The organism is Paenibacillus solani (genome assembly GCF_001277345.1).
GTDB classification, from domain to species: domain Bacteria; phylum Bacillota; class Bacilli; order Paenibacillales; family Paenibacillaceae; genus Paenibacillus_AQ; species Paenibacillus_AQ solani.
In genome coordinates this window covers 3,264,935-3,277,221 of sequence record NZ_LIUT01000001.1, presented here as the reverse complement: position 1 = coordinate 3,277,221, position 12,287 = coordinate 3,264,935, and the positions used below count along the sequence as shown (strand labels likewise).

17 protein-coding genes and 1 pseudogene are annotated in these 12,287 nt (G+C 34.2%); all 18 read left to right on the top strand.

Annotated features, from left to right (window positions below; all coding sequences use genetic code 11):
- Positions 1-52 precede the first annotated feature (52 nt).
- The 18 genes and pseudogenes from AM231_RS15040 (at position 53) to AM231_RS14955 (ending at position 12,186) form a co-directional block, all read left to right on the top strand.
- The gene (locus AM231_RS15040) at positions 53-511 is read left to right on the top strand and encodes a DUF2262 domain-containing protein (RefSeq protein ID WP_054403256.1); all 459 of its coding nucleotides are present in this window, start codon (positions 53-55) and stop codon (positions 509-511) included.
- A gap of 34 nt (positions 512-545) precedes the next feature.
- Complete coding sequence (locus tag AM231_RS15035) at positions 546-977, top strand: hypothetical protein (protein WP_054403255.1); 432 nt, start codon at positions 546-548, stop codon at positions 975-977.
- A gap of 85 nt (positions 978-1,062) precedes the next feature.
- Positions 1,063-1,605, top strand: coding sequence for a Rossmann-fold NAD(P)-binding domain-containing protein (locus tag AM231_RS15030; protein ID WP_054403254.1), 543 nt, complete (start codon positions 1,063-1,065; stop codon positions 1,603-1,605).
- Between the two features lie 136 nt (positions 1,606-1,741).
- The gene (locus AM231_RS29525) at positions 1,742-2,116 is read left to right on the top strand and encodes a hypothetical protein (protein WP_131724747.1); all 375 of its coding nucleotides are present in this window, start codon (positions 1,742-1,744) and stop codon (positions 2,114-2,116) included.
- 96 nt (positions 2,117-2,212) lie between these two features.
- Positions 2,213-2,653 (top strand): hypothetical protein, encoded by a 441-nt coding sequence (locus AM231_RS15025; protein ID WP_054403253.1) that lies wholly within the window; start codon positions 2,213-2,215, stop codon positions 2,651-2,653.
- Between the two features lie 715 nt (positions 2,654-3,368).
- Entirely contained in the window at positions 3,369-3,647 is a 279-nt protein-coding gene (locus AM231_RS15015) for an NIPSNAP family protein (RefSeq protein WP_082341649.1), read from the top strand.
- Positions 3,648-3,903: 256 nt separating this feature from the next.
- The gene (locus AM231_RS15010; RefSeq protein WP_131724746.1) at positions 3,904-4,275 is read left to right on the top strand and encodes a hypothetical protein; all 372 of its coding nucleotides are present in this window, start codon (positions 3,904-3,906) and stop codon (positions 4,273-4,275) included.
- A gap of 168 nt (positions 4,276-4,443) precedes the next feature.
- A complete protein-coding gene (locus tag AM231_RS29520) occupies positions 4,444-4,806 on the top strand; it encodes a hypothetical protein (RefSeq protein WP_131724745.1) in 363 nt (120 codons plus the stop codon).
- A 46-nt stretch (positions 4,807-4,852) separates the two neighbouring features.
- Complete coding sequence (locus AM231_RS15000; protein ID WP_054403249.1) at positions 4,853-5,917, top strand: DUF4037 domain-containing protein; 1,065 nt, start codon at positions 4,853-4,855, stop codon at positions 5,915-5,917.
- Between the two features lie 21 nt (positions 5,918-5,938).
- Complete coding sequence (locus tag AM231_RS14995) at positions 5,939-6,805, top strand: alpha/beta hydrolase (RefSeq protein WP_054403248.1); 867 nt, start codon at positions 5,939-5,941, stop codon at positions 6,803-6,805.
- 162 nt (positions 6,806-6,967) lie between these two features.
- The gene (locus AM231_RS14990; protein WP_242615166.1) at positions 6,968-7,831 is read left to right on the top strand and encodes a serine hydrolase domain-containing protein; all 864 of its coding nucleotides are present in this window, start codon (positions 6,968-6,970) and stop codon (positions 7,829-7,831) included.
- Positions 7,832-7,849: 18 nt separating this feature from the next.
- Positions 7,850-8,119, top strand: a complete 270-nt coding sequence (locus tag AM231_RS14985) for a DinB family protein (RefSeq protein ID WP_054403247.1) — start codon at positions 7,850-7,852, stop codon at positions 8,117-8,119.
- A gap of 531 nt (positions 8,120-8,650) precedes the next feature.
- Positions 8,651-9,010 carry a DUF6678 family protein gene (locus AM231_RS14980; protein WP_054403246.1) on the top strand — a complete coding sequence of 120 codons (360 nt, stop codon included), beginning with the start codon at positions 8,651-8,653 and terminating at the stop codon, positions 9,008-9,010.
- A 66-nt stretch (positions 9,011-9,076) separates the two neighbouring features.
- Complete coding sequence (locus AM231_RS14975; protein WP_054403245.1) at positions 9,077-9,541, top strand: hypothetical protein; 465 nt, start codon at positions 9,077-9,079, stop codon at positions 9,539-9,541.
- Between the two features lie 58 nt (positions 9,542-9,599).
- Positions 9,600-9,842: a hypothetical protein gene (locus tag AM231_RS29995; protein ID WP_242615165.1), complete on the top strand. Its 243-nt coding sequence runs from the start codon at positions 9,600-9,602 to the stop codon at positions 9,840-9,842.
- Positions 9,843-10,274: 432 nt separating this feature from the next.
- Positions 10,275-10,799, top strand: a complete 525-nt coding sequence (locus tag AM231_RS14965; RefSeq protein ID WP_054403244.1) for a phosphotransferase-like protein — start codon at positions 10,275-10,277, stop codon at positions 10,797-10,799.
- A 95-nt stretch (positions 10,800-10,894) separates the two neighbouring features.
- Positions 10,895-11,523 (top strand): annotated as a pseudogene (locus AM231_RS14960) (LysE family translocator).
- A gap of 81 nt (positions 11,524-11,604) precedes the next feature.
- Positions 11,605-12,186 carry a hypothetical protein gene (locus tag AM231_RS14955; RefSeq protein ID WP_054403243.1) on the top strand — a complete coding sequence of 194 codons (582 nt, stop codon included), beginning with the start codon at positions 11,605-11,607 and terminating at the stop codon, positions 12,184-12,186.
- The last annotated feature ends 101 nt before the right edge of the window (positions 12,187-12,287 follow it).

Here is a 12,287-nt window from a genome sequence, read left to right as displayed (position 1 = left end):
AAACGATGGGTAGCACTGGTTTTGAAAGATTAATATGAAGGGAATTTCCTAAATGGAAAAGATCGTAAGAGTTAATGGAATAGGTCTCTTTAAATATAATAGTGAGTTAAAGTCATATGTACATCATGAGGGAAAGATACATTGGACACTGAAACTTGATGATGAGAGTACCGATGTTGATATATTAGTAAGTAAAGCCGAATTGTTGTTTGTTGAATTTGAGAGATTCGAGCAAGCGGCAAAAGTAGAAATAGCTGAGGCTTTAATAGATTATAAAAATGATTTTTGGCCGGAATATGATGAAAATGATATTGAACTAGACTGGGATGCTGTAGATGCCGGTGAATATGACTTAACAACTGAGGAATTTGCGGAATTAATAAGTTTGTTAATAGTTGAGATTCGGTTCTCTGAAATTTACTGTGAGTATTTGGATGGAGATCTATTTGGGGGACATAGAATCCATGCCTATTTTAACCATGATTATAAGCTGATTAAAGCAGAAATATAGAATTTTACTGCTGTTCGAGGTAAGGAGTGATTTAATGAGAAGACGTATACTGATTCTGCTTTTGTCTATTCTATTTTCATTTTCTATTGGATGCAGCAATATAAATCAGCCTAAAGATGTTGGTGACGACGGATTAGTGATCGGTTCAATTACTTTTGGCTTAGGAGGGGATTTAGATAAAACCCTAGTTTCCTATAACTTTAATCTTTGGAATAAAACAAAGAAAGCAATATTAATAAAGTCTGTCGAACCCATATTATCAGACGATTTTCGAAAAAGAGTAGAAGACAGTGAACTAATAAATGAAGTAAATAAAACCATCAATGAAAGTTCTTTAGAAGTAATCTCGGGTTCATTTTTTATAAATACTCAGGGTTTAGATAAACATGGGATTAAGAAATTGAATATTGAATTAAAGAAATTTAAAATTATATCAGAACAAGAAATAGGGAACGAAACACATTAATGAATTTTTGTCAGTAATCTCAAGAAGACATGTACACCACATAACATTGTAATCACACTTCGATTGGTTTTGGGGGAGGATATCAATGAAGCATGTATTAGTAATAGGCGGTACAGGGATGCTTGCAAATACTTCAATTTGGCTGACTCATAACGGTTATAAAGTATCCGTTGTTGGAAGAGATCGACATAAACTAAATAAGTTAGCTGAAGATAATGAAAATATAATATGTATATCGGTTGATTATAACAATGAAAAACAATTCAGATCCGAAATTCATAACTCAATTGCAGCCAATGGTCCTTATGATGCAGTTGTTGCATGGATTCATAACGAAGATGAGAAAATCATTGATATTGTTAGTCATGAAATAAGTAAAGTATCTAATAATGAATGGAGTCTGTTTCATGTTCTAGGTAGTAGTTCAAATCTTCAAGAAATAATGAAAGAACTGGGCAACATAGAGAATTGTAAGTATCATCAAGTCCAATTAGGATTTGTAATTGAAAATAATATATCAAGATGGTTAACACATGATGAGATTTCAAAAGGAGTAATTCATGCAATAAAATCTAATCAGAAAACATATGTAGTAGGAAGGTTAACCCAATGGCATATGAGACCATGATTTGCGAGTATTGCAATGAGGTCATTCTCTGCAGGGTAACACTGGGTGGGTGATTAAATGAAGACTAATGAAATTATGAAACCCGGTGTGACTGGATTTTCAGAAGAAGAGTTGAGTAATAAAGAAATCAAGGATTTTGAAACTTACTTTATACCATGCAATTAGGTATGAAAACGGAAAGGTAATAGAAACAGATCCTCCGGTAAATAATAGAAACTTCTATACCTACCAAATAGGAATACGAACAACGGTCTTTTATATACTCTTACATTCTACTTTTCCTTTCGTGGCATTTGCTTCAGTAGTTGATTATAGCGGAATAAAATTTATAGATGAACCCGAACAAGTAAAAACAATACTATCGGAGAGCTATAAAGTGCTGGATACAAATTTATTAAATCAGACATTAACAAGAGAAGATACCAGTAGATTAGGAAGACATGAACAAGAAATGATCAGATATTGGAAGCCAGAGACGATCGGTGAAGTCATATTTAACTATTGGGATTGAGGGGAATCCAGTGAAGCAGATCATTACATATAACAATATATTCACGCTGCGGAACCTCGGCTCCTGAGCTCATTATAGGAATTGGAGAATGAATATATGGGAATCCGGAAATGGCTTGGATCTATATTTTTCAAGCATATCAAAAGCGTACCAGATTTAAGAACATCATTTTCTCTCTATCATAATGGTGGAGAGGTATGGATTTCGTGTATAGATAATCTTGGCAAGGATATGCAATTAATTAAAGAAAAAGTGAAAAATAATGAAGACTCAATGAGATCTACTAATAAACAACATCGTGTACTATACCATTTAGATGGAACAGATGTCATATATGAAATTGCAGAATATATAATAGAAAGCCTAATGAGGACTAAACATAATATATCGAAGATTGCAATAGTTGGAGCAACAAGAAGTGGAAAGAATAATATTAATAAATCCTTATCTAATGAAACCGCGAGACGTAGCTTAGGTATCAAATATTTTTCGAGTATGGATCAAGCTAAAGACTGGCTAGTAAGTGAGAGGTATTGATTAACTACGTGAACACTATGCGGTATTATTCGAAGAGGCCTGGATAGCATATAACAGCGTATTTACGCTATGGGCTTGCGTCCTTAGTTAGTCAGATGTAGTTGAGAAAGAAGCACATTCAACTCTCATCTGTAAGAATGAAAACAAAACTCAAAGGAGAAGTACTATTGCCACCTTATTTTTCTATTGAAATGGTGTTTCCTTATCAAGCCTTAAATAATTCATTTATAAATGACTTTTATTCAGTGTTCAGTATTATTTTCTAAATACCCTTTTAAATCAGGCTATTGGAATAGTGAAAGTAACACCCAAGAAGAAATCATCTTATGGAATCACTTGTGCTCTTAGTGGAAAGCCGAGAAGCTGATTGGGGTGTTAGCATGTCGGGTTAGTAGATACAAGAACATAAAATGATACTAGGCAAATGGAGTTGAAAAATTGAATTCTTTGGGAGAATAATGTGGGCCCACTTTCTTTGATTGCAATCATAGTACTTATTTCTGGAATTATTCAGATTACATATCCAGAACTCTTCATTACACTTCACGTGCATGGTACAAAAAATCTTAAGGCGGTTAAAGTGGGAGGGATAATTACTATTTTAGTAAGTATTATTCTGTTTCTGATTGATTTACTGCCTTTGAGCCAGTGAGGGTAGGTGAATACAAAGTCGTAATCGAATTACAGAGAAAAATTAATTAGAAAGGAATTGAAAATGATTTATAGAAGAAAAACATATATTGTTGAACCATCATTCATTGAAGAGTTTAATCAATTATTTAATGAGATATTACTACCGTCTCAGTTAAAGTATGGTGCTAGATTAATTGGACGATGGATGTTCGATAAAGATGATAACAATACTGAGGTATTCGCAATGTGGGAGTATGACAGTTATGAAGATTATGAAAGAATTGAAAGTCAGATAAAATCTGATGAAGAGCATGTAATGAAAGTACAAAAACGTTTTGACCAAATTGTAGAGATCGAATGAAACAGGTACTTAAAGAAGACATTAAACAGGAATTTGTAAAAAGCACAGTACCAAGAGAAAAAACGATATTAAGTTAATATCTGCTTACACTTGGGATCGGAGAAAGAGAAAATAGTGTAGAGATCGGGAATGAAAGGAGTATGTTTTGAAAGTTGGTCGAATTCTTTTCTTCATTCTTGTCGTATCTATTCTGGGGATCATTGTATATCTTACATATCCAATCAAAATTAATACTATACTACATAATAAACAGAGCATGGAGAAAGTTCATGTTACTAATATATCAAACAGAGAGACTTTACGGTATTTAATAAGTAAAGATAGTGGAGTTGATTTTGACGAACTTATCAGTATGTTTAATACAGTTTCATATAATAGGGAAATTAAAAAATTTAAAGGCGCTGCTGGAAATGTAATTATGATGGATATTGTATACAAAGATAAGAATGGCAATAATAATATCTATTTTGTTTACTTACATGAAACAGGAATTATGATTGTTGATAATAAGGAGTACAAAATTAATGGAGATTCAGAAGCCTTAGTTAATAAAATTTATGATTGGATTAAAATCCATGGTGCATTAATACCTTTTGAAGAAGAGATTGACTTAATGGAAAATTTATAGAGGGCACTGAATTCACATAACAACATATTCACGTTTCAAACTATTCGGCCCTCTGTAGGACAGAAATCATTAGATGTAGATTCGAAGAGGCAATTCTGGAGGGTAAGTGAAATGCAGGTAGCATATTTATGAAAATAAATATTTAATCAAGTTACGGTAAGTTTAATAGTGACATCTATTATTAGTATCCTTTTAGGCATTTTATATATGACTGAAATAATCTCATTTGATTTTTTGGGTAGTGAGGCAGGATCCCAACGAGAAGCGGTCAACTTGTGGGGAATGATCTCATCGGGAATGGGAGTTGTAGTATTAGTATCTTGTTTAAGTTTGAGATTTGGCAAAAGAAGAATTATTAAAACATTTTTGGTGGGTGTGCTCATTTTTCTCTTTATGCTTCAAGCACCTCCCATTTTACTTTGGAGTATATTTGGATCCAGTGGTGATATTAAGGATTTTATTTTTGTATTAAGTATGCATGTGATACTCGTTGTAACCATAGTAAGAACACTAATAATAGCTACTCGATGAAGCAGAAAGAATATGACCGGAGTACTTCGGAGGAGAGGTTGTCGCGATGAAATTTATTAACGGGATCGAACTTAGTAAGAGATTCCACTTTGAATGTATAGAACCATTGATTTCGAGACATTTCCCCGACTTACGATACGCATCGGCTCTAATCGGTCCAGGTAGTGAAGTATTAGGATACGACACCATAATGTCAGCAGATCACGATTGGGGACCGCGAGTTCTTTTATTCCTTCAGGAAGAGGAAATCAGTAAAGTTGATGCATTTATTCAGTGTTTGGAGAGCAATGTCCCTGACGAATTTTACGGTTACCCAATAGATTCGAAACAAACAGTAATTACTTCGTTACCCCGGTTTTTAAAGACGAAATTGGGTGCAGACATAAGTCAAGGGCTTCAACCTATTGATTGGCTCACCTTTCCCTCACAAGTTTTAGCAGAGATTGTGGGTGGAGAGGTTTTTCGAGATGATACGGGTCAACTGATGAGCGTCCGTAAGCAACTCCAATATTATCCTCAAGATATATGGCTTTTTCTAATGGCTTCTACGTGGAACAGGATTGGGCAAGAAGAGCATCTGGCGCTTCGGGCAGGATACGTGGATGATGAAATAGGATCTTCCATTATCGCATCAAGAATTATAAGAGATATCATGAATTTATGCTTTTTGTTGGAGAAACGTTTTGCTCCTTATCCAAAATGGTTTGGTACCGCATTTAAGAAGTTGGACTGCGCTAATGAACTCATGCCATTACTGCTGAATGTTCAATTCGCTCAAACTTGGAAAGTGCGGGAGGAAGCCTTGTGCTTAGCCTATGAATACATTGCATGTAAACACAATCGATTGGGAATCACCGACAGAATAGATGAAGAGGTTACTCTATTCTACGATCGGCCATTCAGGGTTATACAGGGAAGTAAGATTGCCCAGACGATTGCTAAATCCATAACCGACCCGATGATCCGCAAACTCAATGAAAATAGACTTATTGGCGGAATCGATCACATAACAGATAATACTGACTTCCGATTGATCAATCAATGGTGTAACAGCGAGAATTCAACGCAGCGGAACATACTTCGTCTTGTTTTTGACAAGATTCTGGAATAGACAATGTTTGGAGGGGAATTAGTGAAGGAAACAAGAATCTATAAGCAAACAGAGAATTGTTCTATCAGTGCCGATATATATTATCAAGGCGCCGGAACTCCTGTAATTATATATATTCATAGTGGCGCTTTAATTTTTGGAACAAGAGAATGGTTACCTAATGAGCAGATTGAATATTTTAATAACAATGGATTTAGTGTAGTCAACATAGATTATCGCCTTGCACCGGAAACTAATTTTGAACTTATTATTGAAGATATAAGGGATGCAATTCATTGGGTACGAACGGGAGCAATACAATGGTACGACTTTGATATTAATAAAATTGCGGTTATGGGAGGATCAGCAGGTGGCTATCTTAGCTTACTAACCGGGACAATGGACTATAAGCCGAATGTTATTATTTCTTTCTATGGATATGGGGACATTTTAGGAAGTTGGTATACACAACCGAGTGAGTACTACTGTAAGAAACCTATAGTTGATAGGGAACATGCTCTCAATAAAATTGGGAATTCTGAGATTACAAATGGTAAATGGGATAGATTTGACTATTACGTTTATTGTCGCCAACAAGGAAGATGGATTCAAGAAGTATTAAAGATAGATCCTAAATCAGATGCAAATAAAATAAAGCATTACAATCCAGTTGACAATATTACAGAAGGATATCCACCTACTTTATTGCTACATGGCACTCAGGACACGGATGTACCTTATGAACAATCAGTCATTATGTATGAAAAACTCAAAGATATGGGGATAAATTGCAAGTTAATAACAATTGACGGGGCGGATCATGTTTTTGATCACAACTTCAAAGATCAACAGGTGCAGGTTGCATTTTCAGAATTATTGGAATTCTTGGAAGTTCATTTGCTTAAGTAATGTAATGGAAAACAAAAATGGATAATGTGCTTGAGACAATGCTGGTTCTTGTGAGTATTTAGATGAAACAATATGCAGATAAGGATGGAAAGAATGGATTCAATTATACTTCATGAATTTGAACGGGCTATAAAAAAGGTGAAGATCAAAAGCTGTCTAATTATGAGTGAAGATAGATTGATTTTTCAATATTATAAAAATAAAAAAGTTGAAATGAATCCTCAAAAAGTTAATTCGTGTACTAAAAGTATTCTATCCATACTTATTGGTATTGCACTTGATAAAGGATTTATAAAAAGTATTTCAGAACCAGTTAGTAGTTACTTTCCGGAACAAATTAATAAACAAACAGATGTTAGAAAACGACACATCACGATTGAGGATTTACTTACTATGTCGGCGGGGTTTGACTGGCCTGAATTTGGTGAATGGAACTATTTCGCCCCGATGGTGTTTAGTTCTGACATTGTGAATTATGTGTTTGAAAGAGATCTCCAAGATAACCGAGGAGAAAAAATGAATTATAATTCGGGTTGCTCGCATGTGTTAACAGCAATTTTGCAGAAAGCTACAGGGATGAAAGCTATTGAATTTGCAAATATTCATCTGTTCAAACCTCTGGGAATTACGAAAACAAATTGGTTTGAAGATAGTAAAGGCATTAACCGAGGTGCTGACGGCTTGAATATGTGCACGGTAGATATGTTAAAGATAGGAGCTTTGATTTTACATGAGGGTAAATGGAAAAACATCCGTATTGTTTCCTCGGAGTGGTTGAAGAAATCCACACAACCGTATTACCTAACTTATGAATCTATTGGCTATTATGCATATCATTGGTGGGTAAGAAACCTAAAGATAAATAGAGAAGAAAACAGTAATACAGAAATGATTTTTGCATTGGGATTTGGCGGTCAATATATTTGTATAGTACCTCAATTGCATATGGCAATAGCAATAGCTAGCGAGTTATACGAGGATTCGTTGAAACCATTAAGAATACTTGAAGAATTCCTTATTAAGTAATAAAAAAGGAGTAAGGATATGAAAAAAATAATTGATCAATACACAAATGGCTACAACTTAATAACTCAAGCTATAAATGATGTCTCCGATGAAGAACTCATTTATAGACCTGATGAAAAGAGTTGGAATATCAAAGAAGTGCTTATACATCTGGCAGATTCAGAAACAGTGGTTGTTTATAGAATAAAGAAGATCATCTCTGAGGAAGAACCCATACTTAATTTAATGCACCAAGAACTTTGGACAAAAAACTTAATTACATCGATCTTGATTATAGACCTTATTTAGAATTATTTCGTGCACTAAGAGAAACCACAGCTATGCAGTTAAGGACAATAGAAGAGAGTGACTTTAATAAAATCGGTATCCATGAGACTCTCGGGAAAATCACGCTGAAGGAGTTAATTGAACGATACTTTGAACATGTTGTAGGACATGTAAAACAAATCAACCGAATAAGAGGGGATTATAAAAAGCAGAGGACTCTTTTGTGAGATAGCAAGGAAGCCATGACTGGCAGACAACTTCTAAAGATCACCCGCTTTCTACAGAACCTTGACGCTCACATGATATTAACTTCAATTTCTCCTAGAAAGTTTACCCCAGATAGAATACATCAAAAAGCTTTGTTATGGTCGATTGTGACTTCATTGTATCTGGCCTAGAACCAGTCGATGAGATTACGGACAAAATAATAATAGAGCTTGAGAAACGAAATGTTATGTAACTCAATAAATAAAGGCGGTAGTTTGATTGGAACGTGATCGTTACAAAGAAAAAAATATGAATGCAGTTTCGGAAAGGTAGTTAGCCTCAATTATGAATAATACGAAGTGGACAGAGCTGCAAAATGCTGTTCTTAACACTTTGCCGTTTCCACCACCTTTTCAAGCAAAGTATGTATTAACTGAAACTCCGACTCCAAATGAGTTTGAGGATGATGTGTGGTACGTGGGGGATTGGGTTGAAGGACTGATACCCTTTTATGCTGTTGAATGGATAAGAGTTAGACCAAGACGGATTGTAAATATAGGGAGATTAATGCCACCTGAGTTAATTGATATTACTGAGGAGTTTATAGGGATATTGAAAGAATATTCGATTCCATATTACCAGAGTAACGATTCAATTTATATTTATGGATATACATCACAAATAGATAAATTAATAATAGATTAAAGAACGTTATATGAAATTGATGCAAATTGATGTAACAAGAAATTTGTGAAGTAGAGAGGTAACTTAATGGAAGACAATGAAGTAAGCTATACATCATATTCTCAAAAGCACTGTGAAATTGTTGAGAATGGTCCAGAAGCGATTAAAAAGTACTTAAGTGAATCAGAATATGGTGAGAAGCGAAGCCTTTTATTCAGTTTAGATCGATATCTTGATCCATACTTCGGGTATAATCTACCGTTTTTTGATGGAATAATCCTTCTATTACAGGAACAACTGTTCAAAGAACAAGATAAAGATATAAAGGATGATATAGTTCAATTACTTACTGATTACTCAAAAGGTCAGCTAGATTATCTTGCGGAACATATTGATAAGATTGATACTCATTATTTGGCTGATGCGCTCTATGCTATAGGTCTTACTTACAACAAGAAATATGTTCCCTTACTTATGAATTATGAGCATCATGAGAATCAAATTGTACAGAGAGTTGCTCAAGATGCATTAAAAGAACTCTCAAAAATATGATTCTGGGTAACTAAAAGAAGGCCCCATGATCATACAAAACAGTATAAGGAGAGGTTATATGACAAATAACAGAAAGCGATATATATTTTTTATTTTGTTAAGTATATTGTTTGTCATTTCAGCCTGCACGGGTACTAAATTTGATTTATATGAAGGAAGGTTATTGAATATTGCTGTTATTGGAGAACCACCTCAAATAAAAGAAAAGCAAGTTATCTTTAAAGAAATTTCTTTTGATGAAATGAATAAAGAAGACTTAGACAAATATGATGCTCTTTTGGTTATGAGAGAAAAATCTTAATCAAGCAGCAGAAAGACAATATGCAGATATATATACAAATTCACAGATCCCATTCTTTTTTATTTCAACTACAAGTCATGTTCCTTTTACCGAAAAAGGTGTTGAATATGATGAGACTTGGGATTGGTCTCCGGGTACGAGTTATGCTGTCAGTGCCTATAAATCAAATGAAGATGATACAATAAAATACTGGGAATTAGGTTTGTATAATGATGAAACAACCGATGAAAATATAGAAAAGCTTTATTCAAGAATTTTTATGCAAATAGAAGAGATAGATAGTTATTCTTAAAATAGAACAAGACAGTAATCTCAGAAGTAATGATCTGCGCATAACAATGAGTTAACGCTGTTATTGCAAATGATCTTTCTATGCCAGTAGAATTTGAAGAGTGAAGTTAAACATAACCCATGCAAAGGAAAATGAGAACTATGAATAAAGGAAGAATTATATTTTTGAATGGCGTAACAAGTTCAGGTAAAACTTCAATAGTAGAAGCTATGCAAAATTATTCTGATCCATTTTTTTATGTTGTTGCCAATGATCTTTTTGAAAATACGATTGGTGATAAACAACTTCGCACTGACTACTGGAAGTATTTAAGTGAAGTAATAATAATGATGTACTACACAGCAAGATTATTTTCAGATAGTGGAAAGAATGTTTTAATCGACGGGATACTTGTTGAAAGACCTGAGTTAAAGCCACATTATAATAGAGTCACAGATATTTTTCATGGATACCCTTTGGATATAGTTGAGGTGTATTGTCCTTTAGATATTTGTCGTAAGCGAAATAGCGAACGTGGTGACAGAAGAGAAGATCAATCAGACGAGCAAAATAGAATGATGTCACAGAACATTCGATATAGCTGCTCAGTCGATACCAGTATAAATACGCCAGAAGAATGTGCAGAAATCATTATCACATCATTATTCAAACAGAATAATAAATAATCAGAAGCCGAGGAATCAGATAATAAAGTGTTTGCGCATCAGGCATTCACCCTTGGTCTGCGGAAGGGTTCGAATCAGTAACCCAAGAACGTTCCATGAGAGGAAAACAAATTAAAATACGAGGTAGTAACATGACACCGTTCATGAAGGGGATTATACTCGGATTTTCCATAGCAGCACCAGTCGGTCCGATTGGGGTATTGTGTATTAAGAAAACGTTAAGCCAAGGACGATCATATGGATTCATAGCGGGTTTGGGTGCAGCAACTGCAGATGCCATCTATGGATGTTTTGCTGCATTTGGGCTTACCATCATTACGCAATTTCTAATTGGATTAATCTATTTGGAGCTGTGTTCCTACTATATTTAGCGTACATTACATTTAGGGCACCAGTGAACAATAGTTTCGAGGGAAATCATGCGAGGAGTAATTATTTCAAAACATTTGGAACAACATTATTTCTAACACTCACAAATCCGTTAACTATCATTTCGTTCATAGGAATATTCGCTGGAATGAATATAGGACCAGTGTTGGGATCTTCCGTTTATTTAGTCTTTGGAGTATTTATAGGCTCAGCAGCATGGTGGTTGTTATTAAGTTTTTTTGTTGGAATCTTTAGAAGAATGATTAGTGCAAGAACAATGAAATTAATTAATATGTTATCTAGTTTCATTTTATTAGGATTCGGAATTTATAGTCTTTACAGGATTTTCGAGTAAATATTTGTGAGTGTATCAACATAGTGAGAACTATAATCTATACATAAAAAAGGGTGTAATTGTAGGGGAGAGCAGCTAATTATGAGGAGATCCCACCTGGTTTTACTTATCATATTTATTTTGTTTTTATCAGCTTGTCAGTCATCTAAACAATTAAAACCAATAAAAGAAGAAACCATGGATTTCGACTTAAACACTGCAATGGAAATGGTTGAGAAAAAAGAAAAAATGATCATTGATTTAGCATTGAGAGAAAAGGTGTCAATACTGGAGTATAAGGAATTAGAGGAATCTTTTACTGAAGAGTTTGGAACTTATGCAAAGCAAATTCTATCCATATTATTTAACCATAATATGGATGCTGGCCCCGAGGCAGATATGTATGTACAAAAGAACACACTATACCCAACTGTCTTTCATAAAGGAATAACTGTAACAAATGCGGTCCTTTATAAGAGTTACTTCGAGAACGAGTTTTTTAATCAAACTATATTAAGCATAAAGGAAGAATATGTTGGTGATGATGAGAAGTTAAAGGATTGGCAGCGAGAATACATTTTTACTCCAAACGAAAATGGTGATTGGGAATTAAATGGATTTTCCGGAGAGATGAATTTCTTAGGAGAAGATTATAATATGAATTATTTAGAGTTAAATAGTTAATCAAACTTATTTGGTTGCTTATCATAACGAAGGTTATACTAGTAGGAGCAGCATGAATCGAACAAAAAAGTGGTGGTTGAATTGGGGTAACCGTTAAAGAT

Excerpts from the sequence above, each read along its gene's own strand:
- AM231_RS29995 (WP_242615165.1), top strand. The coding sequence starts at position 9,600 with ATGACAAATAACAGAAAGCGATATATATTTTTTATTTTGTTAAGTATA.
- AM231_RS15025 (WP_054403253.1), top strand. The coding sequence starts at position 2,213 with ATGGGAATCCGGAAATGGCTTGGATCTATATTTTTCAAGCATATCAAA.
- AM231_RS15040 (WP_054403256.1), top strand. The coding sequence starts at position 53 with ATGGAAAAGATCGTAAGAGTTAATGGAATAGGTCTCTTTAAATATAAT.
- AM231_RS14955 (WP_054403243.1), top strand. The coding sequence starts at position 11,605 with ATGAGGAGATCCCACCTGGTTTTACTTATCATATTTATTTTGTTTTTA.
- AM231_RS15030 (WP_054403254.1), top strand. The coding sequence starts at position 1,063 with ATGAAGCATGTATTAGTAATAGGCGGTACAGGGATGCTTGCAAATACT.
- AM231_RS15010 (WP_131724746.1), top strand. The coding sequence starts at position 3,904 with ATGGAGAAAGTTCATGTTACTAATATATCAAACAGAGAGACTTTACGG.
- AM231_RS14980 (WP_054403246.1), top strand. The coding sequence starts at position 8,651 with ATGAATAATACGAAGTGGACAGAGCTGCAAAATGCTGTTCTTAACACT.
- AM231_RS14965 (WP_054403244.1), top strand. The coding sequence starts at position 10,275 with ATGAATAAAGGAAGAATTATATTTTTGAATGGCGTAACAAGTTCAGGT.
- AM231_RS15035 (WP_054403255.1), top strand. The coding sequence starts at position 546 with ATGAGAAGACGTATACTGATTCTGCTTTTGTCTATTCTATTTTCATTT.
- AM231_RS14985 (WP_054403247.1), top strand. The coding sequence starts at position 7,850 with ATGAAAAAAATAATTGATCAATACACAAATGGCTACAACTTAATAACT.
- AM231_RS14975 (WP_054403245.1), top strand. The coding sequence starts at position 9,077 with ATGGAAGACAATGAAGTAAGCTATACATCATATTCTCAAAAGCACTGT.
- AM231_RS15000 (WP_054403249.1), top strand. The coding sequence starts at position 4,853 with ATGAAATTTATTAACGGGATCGAACTTAGTAAGAGATTCCACTTTGAA.
- AM231_RS15015 (WP_082341649.1), top strand. The coding sequence starts at position 3,369 with ATGATTTATAGAAGAAAAACATATATTGTTGAACCATCATTCATTGAA.
- AM231_RS14990 (WP_242615166.1), top strand. The coding sequence starts at position 6,968 with ATGAGTGAAGATAGATTGATTTTTCAATATTATAAAAATAAAAAAGTT.